Source organism: Isoptericola sp. NPDC057653, from assembly GCF_042799955.1.
GTDB lineage: Bacteria > Actinomycetota > Actinomycetes > Actinomycetales > Cellulomonadaceae > Isoptericola.
In genome coordinates, this window is the sequence record NZ_JBHVHP010000001.1 from 441876 (window position 1) to 466269 (window position 24394).

The 24394-nt window shown below is 73.0% G+C and carries 20 protein-coding genes; 7 read left to right on the forward strand and 13 right to left on the reverse strand.

Annotated features, from left to right (window positions below):
* Positions 1-7: 7 nt before the first annotated feature.
* From rpsR to ACFU9A_RS01990, 4 genes are all read right to left on the reverse strand, one after another.
* Positions 8-244 carry a 30S ribosomal protein S18 gene (gene rpsR / locus ACFU9A_RS01975; RefSeq protein ID WP_100422261.1) on the reverse strand — a complete coding sequence of 79 codons (237 nt, stop codon included), beginning with the start codon at positions 242-244 and terminating at the stop codon, positions 8-10.
* An 89-nt stretch (positions 245-333) separates the two neighbouring features.
* Positions 334-885 (reverse strand): single-stranded DNA-binding protein, encoded by a 552-nt coding sequence (locus tag ACFU9A_RS01980; protein WP_380318860.1) that lies wholly within the window; start codon positions 883-885, stop codon positions 334-336.
* Between the two features lie 104 nt (positions 886-989).
* Positions 990-1280, reverse strand: coding sequence for a 30S ribosomal protein S6 (gene rpsF / locus ACFU9A_RS01985; RefSeq protein ID WP_430573586.1), 291 nt, complete (start codon positions 1278-1280; stop codon positions 990-992).
* 157 nt (positions 1281-1437) lie between these two features.
* Positions 1438-3987 (reverse strand): transglycosylase domain-containing protein, encoded by a 2550-nt coding sequence (locus ACFU9A_RS01990; protein WP_430573587.1) that lies wholly within the window; start codon positions 3985-3987, stop codon positions 1438-1440.
* Between the two features lie 312 nt (positions 3988-4299).
* Here ACFU9A_RS01990 and ACFU9A_RS01995 point away from each other — a divergent pair, with 312 nt between their 5' ends.
* Both ACFU9A_RS01995 and ACFU9A_RS02000 read left to right on the forward strand, forming a co-directional pair.
* Positions 4300-4974, forward strand: coding sequence for a PadR family transcriptional regulator (locus ACFU9A_RS01995; RefSeq protein ID WP_430573588.1), 675 nt, complete (start codon positions 4300-4302; stop codon positions 4972-4974).
* The gene (locus ACFU9A_RS02000; protein WP_430573589.1) at positions 4971-6062 is read left to right on the forward strand and encodes an inositol-3-phosphate synthase; all 1092 of its coding nucleotides are present in this window, start codon (positions 4971-4973) and stop codon (positions 6060-6062) included. Before ACFU9A_RS01995 ends, ACFU9A_RS02000 begins: the two co-directional genes overlap by 4 nt.
* Positions 6063-6170: 108 nt before the next feature.
* Here ACFU9A_RS02000 and ACFU9A_RS02005 read toward each other — a convergent pair whose 3' ends face one another.
* From ACFU9A_RS02005 to ACFU9A_RS02035, 7 genes are read right to left on the reverse strand one after another with little or no spacing between them, the layout of a single operon-like run.
* Positions 6171-7229 (reverse strand): Gfo/Idh/MocA family protein, encoded by a 1059-nt coding sequence (locus tag ACFU9A_RS02005; RefSeq protein WP_430573590.1) that lies wholly within the window; start codon positions 7227-7229, stop codon positions 6171-6173.
* Positions 7226-8308 (reverse strand): Gfo/Idh/MocA family protein, encoded by a 1083-nt coding sequence (locus tag ACFU9A_RS02010; protein WP_430573591.1) that lies wholly within the window; start codon positions 8306-8308, stop codon positions 7226-7228. The genes ACFU9A_RS02005 and ACFU9A_RS02010 overlap by 4 nt, the downstream gene beginning before the upstream one ends.
* Positions 8309-8316: 8 nt before the next feature.
* Positions 8317-9204 carry a carbohydrate ABC transporter permease gene (locus ACFU9A_RS02015; RefSeq protein ID WP_430573592.1) on the reverse strand — a complete coding sequence of 296 codons (888 nt, stop codon included), beginning with the start codon at positions 9202-9204 and terminating at the stop codon, positions 8317-8319.
* Positions 9197-10171: a carbohydrate ABC transporter permease gene (locus tag ACFU9A_RS02020; protein WP_430573593.1), complete on the reverse strand. Its 975-nt coding sequence runs from the start codon at positions 10169-10171 to the stop codon at positions 9197-9199. Before ACFU9A_RS02020 ends, ACFU9A_RS02015 begins: the two co-directional genes overlap by 8 nt.
* Positions 10168-11469, reverse strand: coding sequence for an ABC transporter substrate-binding protein (locus ACFU9A_RS02025; protein ID WP_430573594.1), 1302 nt, complete (start codon positions 11467-11469; stop codon positions 10168-10170). The genes ACFU9A_RS02020 and ACFU9A_RS02025 overlap by 4 nt, the downstream gene beginning before the upstream one ends.
* 29 nt (positions 11470-11498) lie before the next feature.
* On the reverse strand, positions 11499-11648 hold the full coding sequence (locus ACFU9A_RS02030) for a hypothetical protein (protein ID WP_430573595.1): 150 nt from the start codon (positions 11646-11648) through the stop codon (positions 11499-11501).
* Positions 11648-12901: an ROK family protein gene (locus ACFU9A_RS02035; RefSeq protein WP_430573596.1), complete on the reverse strand. Its 1254-nt coding sequence runs from the start codon at positions 12899-12901 to the stop codon at positions 11648-11650. Before ACFU9A_RS02035 ends, ACFU9A_RS02030 begins: the two co-directional genes overlap by 1 nt.
* Positions 12902-13121: 220 nt before the next feature.
* Here ACFU9A_RS02035 and ACFU9A_RS02040 point away from each other — a divergent pair, with 220 nt between their 5' ends.
* Both ACFU9A_RS02040 and ACFU9A_RS02045 read left to right on the forward strand, forming a co-directional pair.
* Complete coding sequence (locus tag ACFU9A_RS02040) at positions 13122-14465, forward strand: MFS transporter (protein WP_430573597.1); 1344 nt, start codon at positions 13122-13124, stop codon at positions 14463-14465.
* Positions 14466-14835: 370 nt separating this feature from the next.
* Positions 14836-16299 (forward strand): MDR family MFS transporter, encoded by a 1464-nt coding sequence (locus ACFU9A_RS02045; protein ID WP_430575323.1) that lies wholly within the window; start codon positions 14836-14838, stop codon positions 16297-16299.
* Positions 16300-16381: 82 nt separating this feature from the next.
* Here the strand turns inward: ACFU9A_RS02045 and ACFU9A_RS02050 are convergent, their stop codons facing one another.
* Positions 16382-17689, reverse strand: a complete 1308-nt coding sequence (locus ACFU9A_RS02050) for an MFS transporter (protein ID WP_430573598.1) — start codon at positions 17687-17689, stop codon at positions 16382-16384.
* A gap of 99 nt (positions 17690-17788) precedes the next feature.
* Positions 17789-19270: a CCA tRNA nucleotidyltransferase gene (locus ACFU9A_RS02055; RefSeq protein WP_430573599.1), complete on the reverse strand. Its 1482-nt coding sequence runs from the start codon at positions 19268-19270 to the stop codon at positions 17789-17791.
* Between the two features lie 83 nt (positions 19271-19353).
* Here ACFU9A_RS02055 and ACFU9A_RS02060 point away from each other — a divergent pair, with 83 nt between their 5' ends.
* Genes ACFU9A_RS02060 through murJ form a run of 3 tightly spaced genes read left to right on the forward strand, consistent with a single transcriptional unit; the run spans position 19354 to position 24264 of the window.
* A complete protein-coding gene (locus tag ACFU9A_RS02060) occupies positions 19354-20004 on the forward strand; it encodes an NUDIX hydrolase (protein WP_430573600.1) in 651 nt (216 codons plus the stop codon).
* Positions 20005-20014: 10 nt separating this feature from the next.
* Complete coding sequence (locus ACFU9A_RS02065) at positions 20015-22303, forward strand: DUF6049 family protein (protein WP_430573601.1); 2289 nt, start codon at positions 20015-20017, stop codon at positions 22301-22303.
* Positions 22300-24264: a murein biosynthesis integral membrane protein MurJ gene (murJ, locus tag ACFU9A_RS02070; protein WP_430573602.1), complete on the forward strand. Its 1965-nt coding sequence runs from the start codon at positions 22300-22302 to the stop codon at positions 24262-24264. The genes ACFU9A_RS02065 and murJ overlap by 4 nt, the downstream gene beginning before the upstream one ends.
* Positions 24265-24394: the final 130 nt, after the last annotated feature.

Below are 24394 nucleotides of genomic sequence, written 5' to 3' on the forward strand. Positions count from 1 at the left end.
CTTCCGGTCAGCGGGCCGAGGACGAGTACGGCAGCAGCGCCATCTCACGGGCGTTCTTCACCGCACGGGCGATCTGGCGCTGCTCCTGGACGGAGACGCCGGTCACGCGACGCGCGCGGATCTTGCCGCGGTCGGAGATGAACTTGCGCAGCAGCGCGGTGTCCTTGTAGTCGACGGACTCGATCTTGGCCGTCTTGAGCGGGTTGGCCTTCTTCTTGGGCTTGCGCACCACAGGCTTCGCCATGGTGTTGCTCCTTCTCAGGTGCAGTCCTCACGGCCGTCCGGCCACAGGGCCGGCGTCGGAGGACAGGATGATCTGGGGACTGGCGTCGATCAGAACGGGGGCTCGTCCGAGAACCCGCCACCAGAGGAGGCGGGACCGGCCGTGGCCCACGGGTCGTTGCTCTGACCGCCGCCGGAAGAACCGAAGCCTCCGCCGGGCTGGCCGCCACCCTGGGAGCCGCCGTAGCCGCCCCCCTGGTTGCCGCCGCCACCGCCGAAGCCGCCGCCGCCACCGGAGCGCTGGGCGCGGGTGACCTTCGCCGAGGCACTCCTCAGCGACGGGCCGACCTCGTCGACCTGCAGCTCCACGACGGTGCGCTTCTCCCCCTCGCGGGTCTCGTACGAGCGCTGCGTCAGACGGCCCTGCGCGATGACGCGCATGCCCTTCGTCAGCGACTCGGCGACGTTCTCGGCCGCGTCCCGCCAGATCGAGCAGCGCAGGAACAGCGTGTCGCCGTCCTTCCACTCGTTGGTCTGGCGGTCGAACAGGCGCGGCGTGGACGCGATCGTGAAGTTGGCGACGGCAGCACCTGACGGGGTGAAGCGCAGCTCCGGGTCCGCGGTCAGGTTTCCGATCACCGTGATGACGGTGTCACCAGCCATGCCAAGCTCCTTCGTTCGTCCGAGAGTCGTGAGGGGATCCCATCACGGGGCGCTGACATCCCGAAGGACGTCGCCCGCGACGGGGCAGAGTGTCGGTTCAGGTCTCAGCGGGCGTCGTTGCGCAGGATCTTGGTGCGCAGCACGGCCTCGTTCAGGCCGAGCTGGCGGTCCAGCTCCTTCGCGGTGTCCGGCGTCGAGGTGAAGTCGACGACGGCGTAGATGCCCTCGGAACGCTTGTTGATGTCGTACGCCATGCGGCGACGACCCCAGATGTCGACCTTGTCGACGGAGCCACCCTCGGTCGAGATGACCGACAGGTACTTCTCCAGCGACGGGGCCACGGTGCGCTCCTCGACCTCCGGGTCCAGGATCACCATCAGCTCGTACTGACGCATGTGTTCAACCCACCTCCTCTGGTCTCAGCGGTCACGGTCGTTCCGTGACAGGAGGGTTCATTCGTGCGTCGGCCGCGCCCCGCCCCGGAACGATCCGGGGTGGCGGGCACAGCCAGTCGACCAGGATACCCGCCCGTGCGGGTCTCCCGGAAATCGGTCAGTCGTCCTGCCCGACGCCGTCGAGGATGCCGCCCCCGTCGTCGGTGGGAGTCGGGTCGGGGCTGGGCGAGTTCCCGTTGCCGTTCCCGTTGCCGTTGCCGTTGCCGTCGTCCTTCGGCCCCTTCGACACGGTGATCGTCACCGGCGTCCCGGGGTCGACGCTGTTGCCGGAGCCGGGGTTCATGGCGATGACCACCCCGACCGGCTCGTCGCTGAACTCCTCGCGCACCTTCGGCTCCAGACTGTCCCCGCGCAGCATCTGCTCGGCGGACGTCCGGGGCTGGCCGACGACGTTCGGCACCACGACCTGCTCGGGCTGGTCGGGCTGTCCCGTCGAGACGACGATCGTGACGGTGGAGTTCTTCGGCACGTCCGTGCCCGCCCCCATGATCTGCAGCACGACGCCCTTGCGCTGGTCGCTGTTCTGCGCCTGGGTCCGGACGACGAGACCCAGCTTCTCCAGCTCGCTGGTCACCTTGGCCACGTCCTGGCCGGTGAGGTCCGGGACGGTGACCTTCTCCTCCTCGGTCTCCGTGGGCGTCGGCGTCGGCGTGAACGTGGGCTGCGCCGGCACGTACTCCGGGAAGTCCTCCTCGTCCATGCCCTCGGTCGCGACCTGCATGAAGTCGGTCCACGCGCGCACCGGCCACGAACCACCGGTGATGCCGAGCCCCTGCTGCTTCCACTCACCGAACGAGTCGATCGGGGCGACGCCGCCCAGCACCCCCTTCTCGAGGTCGACGTTCGCGTACTGGCGCAGCCCGACGACGGTGGTCAGCTGCGGCACGAAGCCGGCGAACCACGCGGACTTGTTCTGCTGCGAGGTACCCGTCTTGCCGGCCACGGGCCGGCCGAGCTCCTGCGCCGTCTTCCCGGAGCCCTTCTCGACGACCTGCGTCATGGCGTAGGTCGCGGCCGTGACGTCGTCCGCGTCGAAGACCTTCTTCTGCTCGACGGGGCCCGCGTAGACCTGGGTGCCGTCGGAGGTCTGCACCTTCTCCACGACGTGCGAGGTCGTGCGGTAGCCACCGGCCGCGATGGTCGAGTACGCCCCCGCCAGGTCGATGGGATAGACGTCCGCCGTGCCGAGCACGTTGGAGGGCACCGCCTTGATGTCGGTCGCGTCCCGGATGCCCGCGCGGTGCGCGACCTCCGCGGTGGTCTTCGGGCCGATGTCCAGGTTGAGCTGCGCGTACGCCGAGTTGACCGAGTTGGCCGTCGCGTCCGCGAGGCTGATCGCCGACCCGTAGTCGTAGTAGCCGAAGTTCTCGGGCTCCCACGGGACGCCTCCGCTGTCCACCCACGGCTTGCCCGTGTCGGGGTCGACGGGGTGCCCGGGCGAGTTGCCGTCGAACTTGTCCTCGAGGGTGACGCCCTTCTCGAGGGCGCCGAGCAGCGTGAACGGCTTGAACGTCGAGCCCGCCTGCACGGTGTCCTGGGTCGCGACGTTCAGCGACTGCTTGACGTAGTCCTTGCCGCCGTAGAGCGCCCTGACCGCACCCGTCTTCGGGTCGATCGACACGAGCGACATGCGCACGTTCTTGCTCGCGTCGTCGGGCAGCGACTTGGCGACGTCCACGGCCGCGTTCTGCAGCTTCTGGTCGATCGTCGTCGTGATCTTCAGGCCGCGGGTGTCGAGGTCGGCCTCGGTGAAGGCGCCGTCCGGGTTGGAGTCCGAGCGGAGGAGCTCCTTGCGCACCGCGGACAGGATGTACCCCTTCTGCCCGCCCCAGGTGTTGGTGGCTTCCTTCTTCTTCTGGAACTTGGGGAACTCCGCCTTCGAGCGCTCGTCCTTGGTGATGTACCCCTGCTCGTACATCCGGTCGATGCTGCGGCCCCAGCGGATCTTCGCCTGCTTCTCGTTGACCGACGGGTCCCAGTTCACCGGCGACGGGATGATGCCGGACAGCAGGGCCGCCTCGGAGGGCGTGAGGTCCTTCGCGTCCTTCTTGAAGTACTCCTGCGACGCCGCCTGGATGCCGTAGGTGCCGCGGCCCCAGTAGATGGTGTTGAGGTAGTTCTCGAGCACCTCTTCCTTGGGCTGCGTCTGCGCCACCTTGAGGGCGATGATCGCCTCGCGCGCCTTGCCCGCGTACGACGTCGTCGTGTCGAGGTAGTACCGCTCCACGTACTGCTGCGTGAGCGTCGACGCCCCCTGGCGGCCGCCGCCCTGGACGTTGCTGTAGGCGGCTCGCGCGATGCCCTTGAGGTCGACGCCGCTGTTGGTCCAGAAGGTCGTGTCCTCCGACGCGACGACGGCGTTGCCGACGTAGGGCGGGAGGTCGTCGAGCTTGATCAGCTCGCGCTTCTGCTCGCCGAACGTGCCGATGACCTTGCCGTTCGACCAGTAGACGGTCGTGGCCTGGTTGTTCACGTCGTTGAGACCGTCGGGGATCGTCGTCGTGCTCCACGCGGCCACGAACAGGCCGGCGCCGAGCGCCGTGCCGGTCAGGGCGGTGCCGACGACGATCCGCCACGAGGGCAGCCAACGTCGCACCGGGCCCTTGTTCGGGCGCGGGTAGTTCCAGAAGCGACGTCTCCTCGCCACGTCAAGCCTTTCGTCGTGCGGGACCGGCGGCGCTCTCGTACCGCGCTCGGCCGGCCTGCGGACCACAGGGAACACTAGGCGATGGCGAACGGCCGACGGGAGCCCCGTGCGCTCCGGGCGACGGTTTGCGCCGAGCGTCCCCATGCCTTTGGCCCGCGCTTCGCGGAACCTTCACATCTGGGCGGGCGTGCTGTCCGGACCTCTCCCGTTGCACGACCGTGTCGACGCGTCCTATTCTCACGATGTATCGACTCGATACGTCGTGACGACGGGTCGGCAGGGACGGGACATCGGACAGGGAGGGGAACCCTCGTGCGCAGCAGGTCTGTGGTGCTCGAGACGGCCATCCTCGGCCTGCTCAACTCCGCCCCGCTGCACGGGTACGAGCTGCGCAAGCGGCTCAACCTGCTGCTCGGCTCGTTCCGCGCGTTCTCCTACGGCACCCTCTACCCGGCGCTGAAGTCTCTCGTCGCCCGCGGCCTCATCGAGACCACCGAGCGCGAGGCCCCCGCGGCCGCGGTCCGGACGCCGGGGACCCGGCAGGCCGGCGCCAAGACCTCGGGCAAGGCACCCCTGACGGGCCGGCGCGGCAAGATCGTGTACCGGCTGACCGCGGACGGCAAGGAGCACCTCCAGACCGTCCTCGCGTCGTCCGGTCCGGCCGCCTGGGAGGACGAGAACTTCGACGTCCGCTTCGCGTTCTTCGCGCAGACGGACGCCGAGACCCGCATCCGCATCCTCGAAGGCCGGCGCACCCGGCTCACCGAGCGGCTGGAGGCGGTCCGGGAGTCCGCCGCACGCACCCGCGAGCGGCTCGACGAGTACACCCTCGAGCTGCAGCGCCACGGGCTCGAACAGGTCGAGCGCGAGGTGCGCTGGCTCGACGGACTCATCACCACGGAACGCGACCGTGCTCTCGGCCGCGACCGCGACCACAGCGCCGGGGTGCAGGATGCCCCGGCCCAGAGAAACAAGGAGCGAGGATGACCTCCGTCCGCGTTGCCATCGTCGGTGTCGGAAACTGCGCATCGTCCCTGATCCAGGGCGTGCACTACTACCGTGACGCCGACCCGACCGACACCGTCCCCGGCCTCATGCACGTGCAGCTCGGTGACTACCACGTGCGGGACCTGGAGTTCGTGGCGGCGTTCGACGTCGACGCGAAGAAGGTCGGCTTCGACCTCGCCGAGGCGATCCACGCCTCGGAGAACAACACCATCAAGTTCGCCGACGTGCCGCCGACGGGCGTCGTCGTCCAGCGTGGTCACACGCTCGACGGCCTCGGCGACTACTACTCCGCGACGATCGACGAGTCGGACGCCGAGCCCGTCGACGTCGTGCAGGCGCTCAAGGACGCGAAGGTCGACGTCCTCGTCTCCTACCTGCCCGTCGGCTCCGAGGCGGCGGACAAGTTCTACGCGCAGGCCGCGATCGACGCGAAGGTCGCCTTCGTCAACGCCCTGCCCGTGTTCATCGCCTCCGACCCCGAGTGGGCCAAGAAGTTCGAGGACGCCGGCGTGCCGATCGTCGGCGACGACATCAAGTCGCAGGTCGGCGCCACGATCACGCACCGCGTGCTCGCCAAGCTCTTCGAGGACCGCGGCGTCGTGCTGGACCGCACGTACCAGCTGAACGTCGGCGGCAACATGGACTTCAAGAACATGCTGCAGCGCGACCGCCTCGAGTCGAAGAAGGTCTCCAAGACGCAGGCGGTGACCTCGAACCTCACCGGCGCGCTCGGCGGCAAGAAGGAGGACCGCAACGTCCACATCGGCCCGTCGGACTACGTCGCGTGGCTAGACGACCGCAAGTGGGCGTACGTCCGCCTCGAGGGCCGCGCGTTCGGCGAGGTGCCCCTGAACCTGGAGTACAAGCTCGAGGTGTGGGACTCGCCCAACTCGGCCGGCATCATCATCGACGCCGTCCGCGCCGCGAAGATCGCCCTCGACCGCGGCGTGGGTGGCCCGATCCTGTCGGCGTCGACCTACTTCATGAAGTCCCCGCCCGTGCAGATGGAGGACACGGCCGGCCGCGCCCAGCTCGAGGCCTTCATCCGCGGCGACGTGGAGCGCTGAGCGCACCCCTCCCGCGTCCGACGACCGTCTGACGACGGCCTGACGACCGCGCACGACCGAGGCCGGGCACCGGGACACGGTGCCCGGCCTCGGTCGTGCCCACGACGCTCAGGCGTCGAGGCGCACCACGCTGCCGCCCTCGGCGACGGACCGTTGCGCCGCGACGACGGCGCGCAGCGTGCGCAGCCCCGTCCGGCCGTCGGGGCCGGGAGCGGCACCCGACCGCACGCACCCGAGGAAGTGCTCGAGCATCAGCGCGTCGAGGTTCTCGCCGAACCCGAGCCACGCCTGCCGGCCGCCGCCGGCCACGAGCCCGCCGACGTGCGCCCCGAACGGGTCGATCTCGACGGTGCCGCCCGTCCCCACGACCTGCAGCGTGAGCCCGCCCCAGGTGGCCGCGCCGTCGGGGACCGACCAGGAGCAGTCCACCGTCACCTCGGCGCCGCCCGCGTACGTGAGGCTCACCAGTCCGCCCGTCTCGGCGCGCACCCGCGCGTCGTCGCCGTGCAGCACGCGGTTGGTGACGGCCCGGACGGCCACGACCTCCTGGCCGAGCAGGGCGTCGAGCAGGTCGGCCACGTGCACGACGTGGTCGGCGAGCGCGCCGCCCCCGGCGAGCTCCGGGTCGGTGAACCACACGCGCCCCGCCGGGACCTTCCCGTTGTTCGTGCCCGTGCCGCCCAGGACGGTGCCGAGGGCGCCGTCCTCGACGAGGCCGCGCAGGGTCGCGAACTCGGGGCTGAAGCGCACGGGGTAGGCGGTCATCAGGTGCACCCCGGCGGCGTCGCAGGCCGCGACCATCGCCTCGGCGTCCTCGACTCGCGTGGCCAGGGGCTTCTCGCAGAGCACGTGCGCCCCGGCCTCCGCGGCGGCCAGGACGACGTCCCGGTGCCGCGCGTTCTCCGCGCACACGATCACCGCGTCCGGGCCCCAGGCGAGCGCCTCGGCGTAGCTGTCGACGTAGGGCGCGCCGTGCTGCGCGGCGAACTCCCGCCCGCGCAGCTCGTCGGCCGGCGCCGAGGCCGCGTCCGGGTCGGCGGTGAGCAGCTCCACCCCGGGCCGGTCGCGCAGGAGCGCGATGTACGACGCGGCGTGGACGTGGGCGAACGACAGGACGGCGACCCGCAGCGTGCGGGCGCCCCCTCCCGGCGTGGTGGTGTCGGTCATGCTCGGCTCCCGGTGGTGGCGAGGGTGGGGGTGGGCACCGGCGTGCTGCCGAGCTCGCGCGCGCGGGCGGCGGTGTCCACGGGGACGGGCGCCCCGGAGTCGATGGAGGCGAGGGCCGCATCGGCGAGCTCGACGGCGACCACGCCGTCGACCGCGCTGACGCGGGGCGTGCGGGGGTCGTCGGGGGCCAGCGCCGTCGGTGACGCCGCGAAGGCCCGGGCGAACTCCCGGATCTCGGTGAGGTAGGGGCTCTCCCCCGCGGCCGGGGCGGGCCGGTCCTGCCCGCCCGTGGGCACGGGCGGCAGGTCGGACCGGACGCCCCTGGCCTCCGCCGAGTCGAAGCGCAGCACGCCGGCGTCTCCCGCCACGTGGAACGACGTCCGGAAGGTGGTGTGCGGCGCGCCCCACAGCCCGCGGACGTGGGTGATCGCCCCGCCGGCGTGGGTGAGCACCACGTGCGCCAGCGTGTGCGGCCGCCCGTCCTCCTCGAGGGACCGGCGGGTGGCGAAGACGCTCGTGACCTCGCCCGCGACCCATCGGGCCACGTCGATGTCGTGGATCATGAGGTCGAGGACGACGCCGCCCGACGCCGCGTCGTCGGCGAACCACGGCGACCAGACGGGGAACATCCCGCCGCGGGCGAAGCGCAGCACGGCCGGGCGGCCGATCTCCCCGTCCTGCACGGCGCCCCGCATGAGCGCGTACTCGGGGAAGAACCGCACCACGTGCCCCGGGTAGAGCTGGCGGTCGGCCGCCCGGGCCGCGTCGAGCATGGCCACGGCGTCGGCCGACGTGCGCGCGAGGGGCTTCTCGCAGAGCACGTGCCGGCCGGCCGCGAGCGCCGCGGCGGCCACGTCGAGGTGCGTCGGCGTGGGGGTCACGACGTCGACGACGTCGACGGTGTCGAGCAGCTCGTCCAGCGTGGCGGCCGCGCGGCCGCCGTGCGCGGCGGCGAGCTCGGACGCGCCGGCGACGGAGTGGACGACGAGGTCGGCGCCGAGCGCGCGCCACGCGGGGGCGTGCGCCCGCGCGATGCCGCCCGCTCCGACGAGGCCGACCGTGAGGGTGGGGGAAGGCATGGTGCTCCCTACTTGAGTCCGGAATGGGCGAGGCCGTCGATCACACGGCGCTGCATGACGACGAAGAGCAGGAGGATGGGCGCCATCGCGAGCACGCTGGCCGCCATCATCACCGTGTAGTCGGTGGTGGTGCGACCCGCGAACGTCGCGATCCCGGCCGCCAGCGGCATGCTCTCGGCCCGGGTCGACACGACGAGCGGCCACAGGAGGTCGTTCCAGGACCAGAGCACCGTGATGATCGACAGCGCGCCGAGGCTGGGCCCGGCGAGCGGCAGCATCACCCGCCAGAAGACCTGGAACGGGTTGGCCCCGTCGAGCCGGGCCGCCTCCTCGAGCGAGTCGGGCACGCCCTTGAAGAACTGCATCATCAGGAAGGTGCCGAACGCGCTGAAGATGCCGGGCGCGGCGATGCCGGCCACGGTGTTCAGCCAGCCGAGCCCGTTGATGATCTGGTACTGCGGGATGAGGTACACCTGCGACGGCACCATGAGGATCGACAGGACCAGCGCGAGCAGCACGCCGCGCAGCGGGAACCGCATGCGGGCGAACGCGTAGCCGGCCATCGAGCACAGCACGAGCTGGCCCGCGGTCCGCACCACGGTGATGGAGACCGAGACCCAGAACTCCTGGAGGAACGGGAGCTTGGAGAACACCTCGGCGTAGTTGCCCCACTGGAGCTCCCCCGGCCAGAACACCGGGGGCACGCTCATCACCTGCGCGTTGGTGGACAGCGACGTGAGCAGCTGCCACACGAACGGGAACACCATGACCACGCCGCCGACGGCGAGCAGCACGTGCGCCCAGGTGTTCGACCCGTGGCGCGACGTGCGGCGGCGGGGCGTCCCCGACCGTCCCGCGAGCGTCGGGCCGGTGGTCGTGAGGGTCGCGTCAGGCATAGGTGACCCACCTCCTCTGCATGCGGAACTGGAGCAGGGTGACGGCGCCGACGATCAGCAGGATCACCATGGCGATGGCCGCGGCGAAGCCCTTGTCGTTGCGCAGGAACGCCTCGTTGTAGAAGAGGTAGACGAGGGACTGCGTCTGCCGCATCGCGGGGTTGCCCTGCCCCATGAGGGCGTACAGCAGGTCGAACAGCTGGAAGCCGTTGATGACCGTGATGACGGTGACGAAGAAGACGCTCGGGGTGAGCAGCGGCGCGGTGACGGAGCGGAACTGCCGCCAGGCCGACGCGCCGTCGAGCGAGGCCGCCTCGTAGAGCTCCGGCGGGATGTTCTTCAGGCCGGCGGACAGGATGATGATGGCGAAGCCGAGCGACGTCCACAGGCCGACGACGGACACGGCGACCAGCGCGAACCCCGGCGTGGAGGTCCACGCGGGACCGTCCACGCCCACCAGCCCGAGCGCCCAGTTGAGGACGCCGAAGTCGCCGTTGAAGATGAGCCGCCACACCATCGCGACCGCCGTCGGCATCGCGACGTACGGCATGAAGTACAGCACCCGGTAGAACGCGGTGAACCGCATCCCGGGCCGGTTGAGCAGGCTCGCGACGAACATCGCGATCGGGATGCCGAGCAGCACGATCGCGGTGTAGACGAGGGTGTTGACGACGGCCGTCCCGAGGTCCGGGTCGCGGGCGAGGCGCTGGTAGTTCTCCACGCCCACCCACGTCTGGCCCCCGAAGGCGCCCCACTCGGTGAGGCTGAAGTAGCCGGTCTGGATGATCGGCCACAGGTAGAACAGGACGACGCCGAACATCGTCGGCAGCACGAAGAGGACGGGCCACCAGCCGTCGTACCCCTGCCGGGGCCCGCGTGGTGCGCGGGCCCCGGCCGAGGCCGGAGGGGTGGAGCCCCGGGCGGGCGCGGCGACGCCCGCCCGGGGGCTGCGGTCGACGGAGGTCATTCCTTCGCCAGCTCCTCGTTCATGGCGTCGGCGAGCTCCTTGGCGACCTCCTCGACGGGCCGGTCGCCCGAGAACGCCTGCGGGAGGAGCTCGTTTTCGAGCGCGTTCCACGCCGCCGTGTTCTTGGAGATCGGGTACGGGAAGGACATCTCGTCCGCGGACTGCAGGAAGACGTCGATCCCGAAGCTCGGCACGGAGTCGACGAACGCCTGCTGCGTGCCCGTGTAGGCGGGGTTCGCGGCGCCCATCTCCGCCTGCGTGCGCTGCGCCTCCTCGGAGCCGAGGTAGGCGAGGAACGCGTTGGCGGCCTCCTTGTTCTCGCTGTCCGCGGCGACGACGTTCGCGAGGCCGTGGATGACGGTGGCGCGTCGCTCGGGGCCCTCCGGCAGCCGCACCGTGCCGAAGTCGTCCTTGTTCGGCGAGTCCTTCATCTCCGCGACCGACCAGTTGCCGGACCAGAACATGGCGGCCTTGCCGGAGCTGAACCAGACGTTCGGCTTGGTGTCGGACATCTGCTCGAGGGTCGGCGCGGACCCGTCCCCGACGAGGTCCGCCCAGAGCTGCAGCCCCTCGATCGACGCCGGGTCGTCGTACCCGGACGTCGTGCCGTCGTCCGAGATGACCTGGCCGCCGGCCTGCAGGATCGAGTCGTAGTAGCTGCTCTGCCCCGCGCTGTTGAGCTCGGTGACGACGCCGTAGACGCCCTGGTCGGCGAGCTCGTCGGAGATCGTGCCGGCCGCGGCGCTGAAGTCGTCCCACGTCCAGTCGTCGGTGGGGAGGTCGACACCGGCCTTCTCGAAGAGCGCCTTGTTGTACCAGAGCGCCACGGTGTCGAAGTCCTTGGGGAGCCCGTACTGGGCGTCCTCGAAGGTGTACAGCTGGTTGAGCGCGTCGGGGTACTTGGTCGGGTCCAGCTCGCCGGAGTCGACGAGCCCGGTGAGCGGCTCGAGCAGGTCGTTCGCCGCGTAGAGCTGGACGTTCGGGCCGTTCATCCAGAACACGTCGGGGAGGGTGCGCGACTCGCCCTGCGTCTGCAGCTTGGTGAAGTACTGCTGGTACGGGGTCAGGTCGACGGTGACCTTGATGTCCGGGTACTTCTTGTTGAAGTCCTTGATGTTCTGGTCGATCGCGGGCTTCTGGTTCTCGTCCCAGATCGAGTAGGTGATCTCGGCCTGGGCGTCGGTCGACGCGACCGCGCCGTCGGCCTCGGCGGCGTCGCCGCCGCTCGAGCAGGCGGTGAGCGTCAGTGCCACGGCAGCGACGCCCACGAGGGCCGAGCTGCGGATGAGGTGCTTCATCAGGGTGCTCCTCCGGTGGGGTGGGTACCTCAGGACCCGGGCGTCCTCGCCTCGGGCTCGACGACGTCGTCGAAGTGCGCCGCGACCTCGGGGGCCACGGGTCGGACACGCTGCGGCGCCGAGCCGGCGCGCAGCGAGACGGTGGCGGCGATGCCGGTCGCGACCGCGTCGCGCGCCATCACCGGCGAGGTCGTGATCGGCGTGCCGTCACGGGAGCCGCGGCGGTGGTCTGCGTCCGCGCCGCGGCGGCGAGCGCGTCGGCCAGGGACGCGGCCGGGTCGGCCACCCGCAGCGAGGGCGCCGCGATCTCGGCACTGCCGAACACCGCCTCGGAACCCACCTCGAGCGCGCGGACCAGCGCGCCCAGCGCGGCGCCGTCGGCGGCGAACGCCGACGTCACCAGCGGGGCGGCCGCCCGGGGGTGGACCAGGCGGTCGACCTCGGCCTGCAGGGGTGCGCGCAGCAGCTCGCCGGCGCGCGAGAGCCCGCCGCCGAGCACCACGCACTCCGGGTCGACGACCATCGCGAGCGTCGCGACCCCGGGGGCCACCCGCCGCACGTACTGCTCGAGCAGGTCGAGGGCCGTGCCGTCGCCCTGCTGGGCGCGGAGCGCGACCTGCTCGGCGCCGCCCGCCTGCTCGATCTCCCGGAGCAGGCTGCCCTCGTACCAGCCGTCCCAGCCCGTCCACGAGAAGTCCCCGACCTCGCCCGCGGCGAAGCGGTTGCCGCGATAGAGCTGGCCCCCGAGCACGAGGGCGGCACCCACGCGGTAGCCGAGCTGTACCAGCACGACGTCGTCGGCGAGCCGCGCCGCGCCCAGCGCGTGCTCGGCGAGCGCCGCCATGTTGATGTCGTTCTCGATCACGACCGGGTGGTCGCCGCCCGTCGAGAGGCGGGCCGCGAGGTTCACGCCCGTCCAGTCGGCGATCGGCAGGGAGAGCCGCACCCGCTCGCCGTCGACGATGCCGGGCACCGCCGCGGCGACGGCGGCGAGCCGTGACCGCGGCGCGTCGACCTCGTCGAGCAGCTCGCGCTGGACGTCGCGCGCGACCTCGAGCCGTGCCACGCCGTCGACCGGTCCGTCCACCGTGCGCCGCACGACCGCGCGGACGTGACCGGCCAGGTCGGCCACCATCCCCGTCACCGAGTGGACGCCCAGGTCGAGCCCGACGACGTACCGCGCGTCGGCGGCGAACGCGAAGTGCCGCGCGGGGCGGCCGAGGGTGGCCTCCTCCCCGCCCGGCACCTCGCGGGCCAGCCCGCGCTCCACGAGCTCCGCGACGATCGACTCGACGGTGGGGCGGGAGAGGCCGGTGTCCTTCGCCAGGGCCGTCAGCGTGCTCGTGGGGCTGCCCCGCAGCACCTCGATGCAGCTGAGCGTGTTGCGCCGTCGCACGTCCATGACGTGCCGGTCCCCGCCGCTGCGGACCATGTGCCCTCCTGTCGGTGCGCGTCGCCAGGGTGTCCTGGGTCACATCCCTCGTCGCGACTTCTGGAAGGTATCTTCATAAGTCGGCCCGCACAAGGGAATCGACGAGGAATCTCTTCCACAGAGCACTTTCACAACTCCCGGGACCCTCGCCGGACGGACCCGGGGGACCGCCCCAGCGAGGCCCGCGGGGTCGACCGCCTAGGCTGAGCAGGTGGGAGCGATGAGCGAGACCTGGCACGAGCTGCGCGCGCTGCTACGGCTGGAGGGCTTCCGCAAGCTCTTCACCGTGCGCCTCGTCTCGCAGGCGGGCGACGGGATGTTCCAGGTCGGCCTGGCGTCGCTGCTGTTCTTCTCCCCCGAGTCGCAGGGCACGGCCGCCTCCATCGCCGGGGCGTTCGCCGTCATGCTCGCGCCGTTCACGATCGTCGGGCCGTTCGCCGGCGTGCTCCTGGACCGCTGGCAGCGGCGGCAGGTCCTGGTGTGGGGCAACGCCGTGCGCGTGGCGCTCACGCTCACGATGGCCGGCCTCATGCTCGCCGGCGGCGTCAGCGGCTGGATCTACGCGGTCGGGCTGGCCGCGCTCTCCGTCAACCGCTTCCTCCTCGCCGGCCTGTCCGCGGGCCTCCCCCGCGTGGTCGACGGACCGCTGCTGCTCACGGCCAACTCGCTGTCCCCCACGCTCGGCGCGGGCGCGGCGTTCGTGGGCGGCGGCATCGGCTTCGTGCTGGGCCTGATGTTCGAGCCCGGGCGCGTCAAGGACTCGTCCGCGCTCGTGTGCGCGGCCCTCGTCTTCGCCGTCGCGTCGCTGCTCGCGACCCGGCTGGGCCGCACGCAGCTCGGGCCGGAGGCCCCCGCCGAGACCGGTCTGCGCAGCGAGATCGCCAAGGTCGCCCGCGGCCTGGCCGACGGCGCCCGGTACCTCGTCGCACGCCGCACCCCCGGCCAGGCGCTCCTCGCCATGGCCGTGCACCGCTTCCTCTACGGCGTCGTCTTCATCGCGTCGATCCTCATCTCCCGCAACCTGCTCGACCCGGGCAGCCAGAGCGCCGGGATGGGCACGTTCGCCGTCGTCATCGGGCTCACCGGCGCGGGCGGCGCCGTCGCGATGGTGCTCACGCCCACGCTCTCGCGCCGCACCGGTCCGCAGGGCTGGATCGCGATCATGCTGCTCCTGGCCGCGGCCAGCCAGCTGCTCCTCGTCACGACGCCGGAACGGGCCGTCGTCTACGCCGGCGCCACCTTGCTGGGCCTGGCCGCGCAGGGCACCAAGATCGCGGTGGACACGATCGTGCAGCGCGACGCCGAGGACGAGTTCCGCGGCCGCGCGTTCGCCTTCTACGACGTCCTCTACAACGCGGCGTTCGTCGGCGCCGCCGCCCTGGCCGCGTTCACGCTGCCCGACACGGGCTGGTCGCGCGGGGTGTTCGTCGGCCTCGCCGTCGCGTACGTGGTCGCGGCGCTCCTCATGGCCACGCGCGGCGCGCGCACCGCGGCCGAGCTGCCCCCGCGGCTCCGCCGCGCGGGCGGCGCCGGTGGCGCCGAGGACGCGGCCGCCCACGCCTGACCCGGGCGCGGCCGGCCGTCGCCGGCGGAGGGTGCGGTCGCAAAAGACCCGTCCGCCGGGCACCGACGAGTTCGGTCGAGAAATCAGGTCGTCACGGGTGCGGGAATATCGCAGGATGGTTCGTGGTCGTACACAGTACGGTCTCGCCCTCCGGCGACCGCACCGAGGGTGACCGTCCCCCGGACCACGACCGACCACGACGACGTGCCGCGCCCACGGGCGTGGTTCTTGACCTGCCCTCCGCCGGGCTCACCCGGCACCGACGCGAGCGGAGCACCGCGTGCCAGCCCCCCGACCGACAGACACCACCGTCCCGTCCGACGCGAGCACCCCGGAGGCCACCCTGACCCCCGCCACCACCGACGCGGCCATGACGACCGGCATCGTCATCGACGAGGCCGTGCCGCAGCGCCTCACGCGGCAGCAGTTCACCGTCATCGCGCTGCTGCTGGGCTCCGCGTTCGTCGTCATCCTCAACGAGACGACGATGAGCGTCGCCCTGGCGCCGCTCATGACCGACCTCGGCATCACCGCCAGCACGGGCCAGTGGCTCACCACCGCCTTCATGCTGACGATGTCGGTGATCATCCCGGCCACCGGGTTCCTGCTGCAGCGTCTCGGCACCCGCGGCGCCTACCTGCTGGCGATGTCGCTGTTCAGCGCGGGCACCCTGCTCGCCGCCCTCTCCCCCGGCTTCGGCTGGCTGCTGGGCGGCCGCATCGTGCAGGCGTCGGGCACGGCCATCATGATGCCGCTGCTCATGACCACCATCATGACGGTGGTGCCCCCGGGCATCCGCGGCAAGGTGATGGGCAACATCTCGATCGTCATGGCGGCCGCGCCGGCGCTCGGGCCGGCGATCTCCGGCGTCATCCTCGACCTGCTGAGCTGGCGCTGGGTCTTCGGCATCGTGCTCCCGATCGCCGTCCTCGCCCTGGTCATGGGCTTCCTGTACATCCGTGACGTGGCCGACCGTACGCACTCGCGCCTCGACCCGCTGTCGCTGTTCCTCGCGGCCGTGGCGTTCGGCGGGCTCGTCTACGGCCTGTCGAGCATCGGCGAGGCCGCGCGCCACGCGCCGCCGGTCGCGCCGTGGATCCCGGTCGCCGTCGGCCTCCTCGTGCTCGGCCTGTTCATCTGGCGGCAGCTGGTGCTCGCCCGCGACGACCGCGCCCTCCTGGACCTGAGCGTCTTCCGGTTCCGGGGCTTCAGCCTCGGCCTCGGCATCATGGCCGTCGGCATGATCGCCATGTTCGGCTCCCTGATCCTGCTGCCGCTGTTCCTGCAGCAGGGCATGGGCCTCGAGCCGCTGGAGACCGGGCTCGTCGTGCTGCCCGGCGGCCTCCTCATGGGCCTCCTCGGCCCGACGGTCGGCCGGCTCTACGACAAGGTCGGCCCGCGCCCGCTCGTCACGCCCGGGCTGATCGTCGTGTCGATCGCACTGGCGCTGTTCACGCAGGTGCACGCGGACTCGTCCCCCTGGTACGTGCTCGGGCTGCACGTGACGCTGAGCCTCGGCCTGGCGTTCATGTTCACGCCGCTGTTCACGTCGGCCCTGTCGTCGCTGACCCCGCCGCTGTACTCGCACGGTTCCGCCGCGATCGGCACCGTGCAGCAGCTCGCCGGCGCCGCCGGCACGGCGATGTTCGTGGCCGTCATGACCACGCGCTCCGTCGCGCTCGCCGCCGACGGCGCGTCGGCCCAGGTCGCGCTCTCCGAGGGCGTCGGCGACGCGTTCGTCTGGGGCACGGCGATCATGCTCGTCGCGGTGGGCCTGTCGTTCCTGCTGCGCCGGGTCCCGGACGGCGCCGACGGGGCGCCCGCGGCGCACTGAGCCGGCCGCCGGCCACGTCACGGGCCGGCCCCGGTCACGGGCGGCCACCGTCGTACGACGGTGGCCGCCCGTCGTCGTCCCGTCAGGCGGTGGACGTGGGGGCGTGCGCCGTGTCGCGGGCCGCGACGCGGAACGCGGGCGCGAGCACGACGACGCCCAGCGCCAGGAGCGCGGGCACGGCGAACGCGAGCCGCAGGCTCAGCAGCTCCGCCACGCCACCGATGAGGCCGGCGCCGACGACGAAGCCGACGTAGTTGAAGAGGTTGACCCGTGCGACGGCGATGCCGGTGCCCTCGGGGTCCAGGCGCCCGGCGACGGAGAACGACAGCGGCACCACGACGCTCAGCCCGAGGCCGGTGAGCGCGAAGCCCACGACCGCGACCCACGCGCTCGGGGCGAGCGTCACCGCGGTGAGCCCGGCGGCGCCGATCAGCCCGCCGACGGCCACGGGCACCACCGGGCCGAACCGGTTGACCTGCCGGTCCGCGGCGAGGCGACCCACGAGCTGGCAGCACAGGTATGCGGCGAGGCCGAGCGGGGCCACGTTGGCCGCGGCCCCGAGCGCGTCCTGGATGTACTTGGTGGACCAGTTCGACGTCGCGGAGTCGGCGACGTAGACGATGGTGACGGCCAGCCCCACCAGCACGAGGGGGCCCCACGGCGGGGCGGCGGGCTTCGGCGTCCCACCCTTCGGCTCGGCGCGGGCCTCCGCCCGGGCCGCGCCCGGGTCCGCGGCCGACGACGACCGCCGGTCCGGCACGACCAGGCCCGGCACCGCGCCGACCTCGGGCGCCGGCGGCCGCACCGGCCGTGACAGGACCGTCGCGACGAGGTCGACGGACACCCCCACCGCGGCCACGAGGCCGAGCCCGCCCGCGAGGGACCAGCCCGCCGAGTGGGCCAGCACCGCGGCGAGCGACCCGAGGATGCCGCCCACGCTCCAGGCACCGTGGAACGAGTTGAGCAGGCTGCGGCCGTACCTCTGCTCCACCTCGACGCCCTGCATGTTCATGCTGGCGTCCACGAGCCCCAGCAGCAGGCCGACGGCAGCGACCGTCGGGTACAGGGCGCCGACCGTGGGCGCCAGACCCGCCCCGAGCACCGCGAGCGCCACCAGCGGCCCGCACACCCGCAGCAGGCGCGCGCTGCCGACGCGTGGCGCCAGCGCCCCCGCGAGCACGCTGCCCACGCCGGCCACGACGGGCACCAGCAGCAGGATCAGCGTCAGCGTGCCGTCGGAGATGCCGAGGTCGTGCTGCAGCGTCGGGACCTGCGCGAGCAGCCCCGCGAAGCACATGCCCTGCACCAGGTAGAACGCCGCGACCACCAGCCGCGCCCGCCGGTCCCGGTGGTCCTCCGTCGTGGCGACCGCGCCCGACAGCCCGCTCATGTCCCGCCTCCGCTCGTCGCGCGACAGGGCTCGCCGTCGGGCCCGTGCGCGAGCCCGAGGATAGACCCGACCGACCGCACGAGGGGAAGGGGTGCCGGCTCAGGCGTCGCGGCCGTCCCACCAGGTGCGCAGCTCCTGGACGGCGCGCTCCTCGCCGAGGGGGCCGTGCTCCATCCGCAGCGCCAGCAGGTGCTTGTACGCCTGCCCGACGACGGGGCCGGGCGCGACGCCCAGGACCGCCATGATCTGCGAGCCGTCGAGGTCCGGTCGGATCGAGTCGATCTCCTCCTGCTCCCGCAGCGCCTCGATGCGCTGCTCGAGGCTGGTGTACGTGTCGGCGAGCCGCTGGGCCTTGCGCCTGTTGCGGGTCGTGGAGTCGGCGCGCGTCAGCCGGTGCAGGCGCTCCAGCAGCGGCCCGGCGTCGGTGACGTACCGGCGCACGGCGGAGTCGGTCCACTGCCCCTCGCCGTAGCCGTGGAACCGCAGGTGCAGCTCGACGAGCCGCGCCACGTCCTTGACCACCTGCTTCTCGTACTTCAGCGCGCGGAGCCGCTTGGCCACCAGCTTGGCGCCCACCACCTCGTGGTGGTGGAAGCTCACGCCGCCGCCGGGCTCGAAGCGGCGCGTGGCCGGCTTGCCGACGTCGTGCAGCAGGGAGGCGAGGCGCAGGACGAGGTCGGGCGCGGGCACCGGGCCGTCCGGGCCGGTCTCCTGCGCGATCGCCTGCTCCAGCACGGTGAGGGAGTGCTGGTAGACGTCCTTGTGCCGGTGGTGCTCGTCGATCTCGAGGCGCAGCGCGGGCAGCTCGGGCAGCACGTGGTCGGCGAGGCCCGTGTCGACCAGCACCTCGAGCCCGGCCCGCGGCCGGTCGCTCAGCAGCAGCTTGGTGATCTCGGCCTGGACCCGCTCGGCCGAGACGATGTCGATGCGGCCCGCCATGTCGACGATCGCCTGCCGGGTCGCCGGCTCGACGTCGAAGCCGAGCTGGGCGGCGAACCGCGCGGCGCGCATCATGCGCAGCGGGTCGTCGTCGAACGACCGCTCGGGCGCGATCGGCGTCCGCAGCAGCCCGCGGGCCAGGTCGGCCAGACCGTCGAACGGGTCGACGAACGTGAGCTCCGGCAGCCGCACCGCCATCGCGTTGACGGTCAGGTCGCGCCGGGAGAGGTCGCCCTCGAGGGTGTCGCCGAACGCCACCACGGGCTTGCGGGAGGCGGGGTCGTACTCGTCGCTGCGGTAGGTCGTGACCTCGACGACGACGTCGTCCGAACCGCCCGTGCCACCGCGCGCGAACCGGCGCGCGCCGATGGTGCCGAACTCCTTGCCGATGTCCCAGTGGGCGTCGCCCCAGCGCGCCAGCAGCACCTGCGTCTCGTCGGGGCTCGCCGACGTCGCGAAGTCGAGGTCGGCGCTCGCGCGGCCGAGGAAGGCGTCGCGGACGGGGCCTCCGACGAGGGCGAGCTCGTGCCCCGCGGCGCGGAACACCTCGCCCAGCTCGACGGCGGCGGGGGCCATCTCGGTCAGCACGGCGAGGGCGCGGCGCAGCAGCGAGGCGGGGGCCGGAGGCTCAGGGGTCGACACGGCGTCCCATCCTCCCAGATCCTGGGCGTCGGCGCCCCGGAGGCTGAGCCGGCGGACGGCCGCAACTCGGTAGGGTGGGGCGCATGTCAACCCCGGCCCCGGTCCCCGCCCCCCGGCGCGGGCGCCCGGCCGCAGGTGTCCCCGTGCCGCCGGGAGGGCACCCCCTCAAGGTCGACCCTGCCCGGCTCGCCGGGCCGCGCGGCACGACGACGCCCGCCGTCGTCGGTGTCGCGCCCTCGGGCACCACCACGCACCTCCCCGTGCACGAGGAGACGTCCGCCGGCGGGCTCGTCGTCCGGACGGCGCCGGGCGGCCCGCAGGCCGCCGTCATCGTGCGACGCAACCGCGGCGGCCGCCTCGAGTGGTGCCTCCCCAAGGGGCACCTCGAGGGCGAGGAGACGCCGGAGGAGGCCGCGGTCCGCGAGATCCGCGAGGAGACGGGCATCCTCGGCACCGTCCGGACCCGGCTCGGCGTCATCGACTACTGGTTCAGCGGCGAGGACCACCGCGTCCACAAGGTGGTGCACCACTTCCTCCTGCGCGCGGAGGGCGGCACGATCACCGCCGAGGGGGACCCCGACGGCGAGGCGGAGGACGCGCTGTGGATCCCGGTCGACCAGCTCCCCGACCGGCTGTCGTACCCGAACGAGCAGCGGCTCGCCGTCGCCGCGCAGCAGGCGCTCCGCCGCACGCCCGACGTCCTCGGGCGCACCGACCCGGGACCCGTCGAGTGAGGCCTGCCGCGTGACCACCTCCCGTCGTCCGGGTGCCGTCGTCGCACCCGTGCCCCCGCCCGCCCGCCCGGCCCGGGTCCTCGTCGTGCTCCTCCTGCTGCTCGCCGTGCTCACGACCGTGGCGCCGGTCGTGCTCACGGCGCGCACCGCGGCCGCCGCCCCGCAGCCCGGCGCGGCCACCGTGGAGCTGCAGACGTCCACCCCCACGCTCGCCCGGCCCGGCGACACCGTCGAGCTGTCCGTCCGCGTCACCAACGGCACGGACCGGCCCCTCGACGGCGCCGTCGTCGACCTGGGTGTCTCGTGGCGGCCGCTCACGTCGCGGGCCGAGCTCGCCGCCTGGGCCGACGACGGCGGCACGCGCACGGCCGTGCGGCAGCTGCCGTCGGAGCCGGTCGACCGCCTCGCGCCCGGCGAGTCCGCGCAGGTGAGCCTCGAGCTCGACGTCGACGCCCTCGGCTTCGAGGCCGAGAGCCCCTGGGGCCCCCGCGAGATGTCCGTCGCCCTGGTGCAGGGCGGCAGGCCCCTCGACGTCGTCCACACCTTCCTGCTCTACGCCCCCGAGGGCGGCGCGCCCTCCCCGGTCGCGGTGAGCGTCGCCGCGCCGGTCACCGGGCCCGCCGTCGACCCGCTCGACGCGGACGGGTACGACGCGCAGCTCGCCGAGCTCACCACGTCCGGCGGGCGGCTCGAGCGGCTCCTCGACGCGGCCACGGTCAGCGGCTCCTCGCCCGGGATGTCCCTCGCCGTCGACCCGGCACTCGTGGCCGCCGCGGAGTCCTCCGACGACGCCGACGTGCAGGCCTGGGCCACCCGCCTCACCGGCCGTACCCCGCCGGCGCCCGACGACACCGGCGACGACGGCGACGACGGCGGCGCCACGGACGCCACCAACGCGGCCGCGAGCACCGGCGCGGCGGGCGACGCGGCCGACGTCGCCGTCCTGCCCGGCTACGACCCCGACCTGGCCGCCGTCGCGCACACCCGACCGACCCGCGCCGACGTCGCCGCGGCCACGGGGGGCGAGGCCGCGCTCGGCAGCTCCTGGCAGCGGCCGCAGGGCTGGTCGTTGTCCCTCGCGTGGCCCCACGGGCGCCCCGACGCCGCCACGCTCGCCACCGGCCGCGACGCGCCCGTCGACCAGGTCGTCGTGGCCTCCGGGCTCGCGCCCACCTCCGACGTGCCCGCCTCCGCCCGCACCGCCGTCGACACGCCCTCCGGGAAGGTGTCAGCCCTCGTCGCCGACGCCGGGCTGTCCGCCGCTCTCGCGTCGCTCACCGACGACGCCGACGCCCCCACCGCCGCCGAGGGCGCGCAGCGCCTGCTCGCCGACACCGCGCTGCTCGCTCTCCAGGCGCAGGAGGCCGGCACCGGGGACCTGCACGTCCTCGCGGCCCTCCCCCGCGACTGGTCGCCCGACGCCGCCCTCGTCGGGCAGGTGCTCGCGGCCCTCCAGGGGGCCACCTGGGCCGACGTCGTCCCGCTGTCCGACACGGTCGCCGCGCCGGCGTCCCGCGTGGCACGGCACGGCCTCCCGCGGAACGACGTCGCCGACGCCGAGCTCGCGCCCCTGTCCGTCGACCGCCTGCTCGGCACGCACCGGTCGGTCAGCGCGTTCGCGACCGTCGCCGACGACCCCGTCGAGCTCAGCGGCGACGTCGACCAGGCGCTCGTCGCCCCGCTGGCCGTCGCCGCGCGGAAGGACCCCGTCGCCCGCGACCAGGCCGTCGACCTCGCCGTCGAGCGCGCCGACGACCTCCAGCAGGGCATCGGCGTCGCCGACCGGTCCGACGTCACCCTCGTCAGCGACACCGGCAAGCTGCCCGTCAAGGTGACGAACGAGCTCCCCGTCGACGCGACCGTCACCGTCGTGCTGCGGCCCAACGTGTCCCGGCTCGTCGTCGAGTCGCGGCCCACCGTCGTCGTGCCCGCCGGCACCTCCATGAACGTCCACGTGCCCGTCCGCGCCATCGGCTCCGGCGACGTCGACCTGCAGGTCGAGGTCCTCGCACCCAGCGGAGCCGTCGTCGCGGGCCCCACCAGCTTCTCCGTCCGCGTCCGCGCCGGCTGGGAGACCGCCGGCACCGCGGTCGTCGCCGCCGCCATCGCCCTCCTCTTCATCGGCGGCATCTGGCGTACCGTGCGTCGCGGCCGATCCTCCGCCCGCACCACCGACGAGGGCGTCGCCGACGCCGTCGACCCGCAGGGTCCCGACGCCGGACCTCAGGACGGCACCGCCGCCGCTACCCCCGCCGCTACCCGGACCACGGAGCACGACACGGAGAAAGACCCCTCATGACCGACCCGACCGCCTTCCCCGACGACGGCCGGCCCGAGCGTCCCCGCGACGGGTCCCCCGTCGACCCGGCCCTGCCGCCGAGCTTTCCGCCGGCCAACCCGCCCGCGCCCCGGCACACCTCGTCGCGGCCGACGCGACCCTGGCAGGAGCCTTCCGGGAGCAGGCCGTCCGAGAACGCCGCGTCGGACGCCACGCCCGACGCCGCTCCCGACGCCCCCCTGGACGGCGAGGACCAGGCCACCGGCGCGGCGGAGCCCGACGCCGGCGCGGCGGAAGCAGCGGCGTCGGCCGACGTCGAGGCCGGCAGCGGCTCGGCCGCCGGCAGCCCGGCCGACGCCGTGCGTCGCACCAGCCTGGGCCGCGGCTCCATCGTCATGACGCTCGGCACCGTCGCGTCCCGCGCGTCGGGCCTGATCCGGTCCATCCTGCTCGTCGCGTGCGTCGGGACGCTCGGCACCGTCGCGAACGCGTTCGACATCGCGAACAAGCTGCCCAACATGCTGTTCGCGCTCATCTCCGCCGGCGTGCTCCAGGCGGTGCTCATCCCGCAGATCCTGCGCGCGATGAACGCCCGCAACGCCCGCGAGCGGCTCGACAAGCTGATCTCGATCTCCGGCCTCGGCCTCCTGGCCCTCACGGCCGTCCTCGTCGTCGCTGCGCCGCTGATCGTCACCCTCTTCACGCTGCGGGGCGAGGTCGACCCGGAGGCCCGCCAGCTCGCCGTGGTCTTCGCCTACTGGTGCATCCCGCAGGTCTTCTTCTACGGCCTGTACATGCTGCTGGGCCAGGTGCTCAACGCCCAGGGGCGGTTCGGCGCCTACGGGCTCGCCCCCGTCGCGAACAACGTCGTCTCCCTGCTGGGGTTCGGCGCGTTCCTCCTGGTGTGGGGGCCGGCGCCCGAGAAGGGCATCTTCGACCTGTCCACCTGGTCGTCGGCGCAGACCATCGTGCTGGCCGGGACCGCGACCCTCGGCATCGCCGCCCAGGCGATCGTCCTCGTCTTCGCCCTCCGGCGCACGGGCTTCCGATGGCGCCCCCGCTGGGGCTTCCGCGGCATCGGCCTGCGCTCCGCCGGCACCGTCGTCGGCTGGACCATCGGCGCGGTCGTCCTGGAGCAGCTGGGCATCCTGTACCTGTCCAACGTCCTCTGGGCCGCCCAGGGCGCCGATGAGGCCGTGGCCGGGAACGCCGCCTACACCCAGGCCATGACGATCTACCTGCTGCCGCACTCGCTGGTCGTCGTCTCCATCATCACCGTTCTCTTCCCGCGGATGACGGCCGCCGTGCACGCCGGCGACCTCGACGGCGTGCGACGCGACATGTCGCTGGGCATGCGGTCGGCGGGCATCTTCTCGGTGTTCTCCGCGGCGGTGCTGGCCGTGCTCGCGGTGCCGCTCACCGGTGCGCTGCTCCCCACGGCGAGGGCCACCGGCGTGGCGGCGATCGCGCCCGTCATCCAGGCGATGGCGATCGGCATCGTCGCCCTCGGAGCCACGGTCATGGTCCGGCGCATGTACTTCGCGTTCGAGGACGGCCGGTCCATCTTCGCCATCCAGGTGATCGCGACGGTGTCGATGGTCGCCGTCCTGTGGGCCTCCATCAGCTTCCTCCCCGTCACCTGGTGGGCCGTCGCCGCCGGCGGCGCGTACGCGGTGTCGACGTGGATCTCCCTCCTGCTGCGCGTGCGCGGCATGCGGCACAAGCTGCACGGCATCGACGGTCGCAGGGTGATGCGGCTGTACGTCCGGGCGACGATCGGCGCGGGCGTCGCGGCACTGCTCGGGTGGCTGACCGTCCGCCTCATGGACGGCTACGTCGTCACGTCGTGGGGCCACTCGGTCCTCGTCACGTCCGTCGCCGGCATCGTCATGGTGCTCGGCTACGTCCTGTCCCTCAAGTTGCTGCGCGTGCGCGAGCTCGACGACGCGCTGGCACCCGTCCTCCGCCGGATCAAGCGATGACGGCACGCGAGTGCCCGGCTCGGGAAGGTTCCGTGAGGGCCCTGCAGGCGCGCCCGTCGGGCACCGCCTCGGGGCCGGCATCCCGCCCGTACCATGGTCCGATGGACCGGAGGACACCCTCCCCCCGCAC

Coding starts and splice junctions, on each gene's coding strand:
- ACFU9A_RS02010 (WP_430573591.1), bottom strand. CDS start 8,308: ATGCCTTCCCCCACCCTCACGGTCGGCCTCGTCGGAGCGGGCGGCATC.
- ACFU9A_RS02005 (WP_430573590.1), bottom strand. CDS start 7,229: ATGACCGACACCACCACGCCGGGAGGGGGCGCCCGCACGCTGCGGGTC.
- ACFU9A_RS02020 (WP_430573593.1), bottom strand. CDS start 10,171: ATGACCTCCGTCGACCGCAGCCCCCGGGCGGGCGTCGCCGCGCCCGCC.
- ACFU9A_RS02030 (WP_430573595.1), bottom strand. CDS start 11,648: ATGGCGCGCGACGCGGTCGCGACCGGCATCGCCGCCACCGTCTCGCTG.
- ACFU9A_RS02025 (WP_430573594.1), bottom strand. CDS start 11,469: ATGAAGCACCTCATCCGCAGCTCGGCCCTCGTGGGCGTCGCTGCCGTG.
- ACFU9A_RS02045 (WP_430575323.1), top strand. CDS start 14,836: ATGACGACCGGCATCGTCATCGACGAGGCCGTGCCGCAGCGCCTCACG.
- ACFU9A_RS02040 (WP_430573597.1), top strand. CDS start 13,122: ATGAGCGAGACCTGGCACGAGCTGCGCGCGCTGCTACGGCTGGAGGGC.
- ACFU9A_RS02000 (WP_430573589.1), top strand. CDS start 4,971: ATGACCTCCGTCCGCGTTGCCATCGTCGGTGTCGGAAACTGCGCATCG.
- murJ (WP_430573602.1), top strand. CDS start 22,300: ATGACCGACCCGACCGCCTTCCCCGACGACGGCCGGCCCGAGCGTCCC.
- rpsF (WP_430573586.1), bottom strand. CDS start 1,280: ATGCGTCAGTACGAGCTGATGGTGATCCTGGACCCGGAGGTCGAGGAG.
- ACFU9A_RS02050 (WP_430573598.1), bottom strand. CDS start 17,689: ATGAGCGGGCTGTCGGGCGCGGTCGCCACGACGGAGGACCACCGGGAC.
- rpsR (WP_100422261.1), bottom strand. CDS start 244: ATGGCGAAGCCTGTGGTGCGCAAGCCCAAGAAGAAGGCCAACCCGCTC.
- ACFU9A_RS02035 (WP_430573596.1), bottom strand. CDS start 12,901: ATGGTCCGCAGCGGCGGGGACCGGCACGTCATGGACGTGCGACGGCGC.
- ACFU9A_RS02015 (WP_430573592.1), bottom strand. CDS start 9,204: ATGCCTGACGCGACCCTCACGACCACCGGCCCGACGCTCGCGGGACGG.
- ACFU9A_RS01980 (WP_380318860.1), bottom strand. CDS start 885: ATGGCTGGTGACACCGTCATCACGGTGATCGGAAACCTGACCGCGGAC.
- ACFU9A_RS02060 (WP_430573600.1), top strand. CDS start 19,354: ATGTCAACCCCGGCCCCGGTCCCCGCCCCCCGGCGCGGGCGCCCGGCC.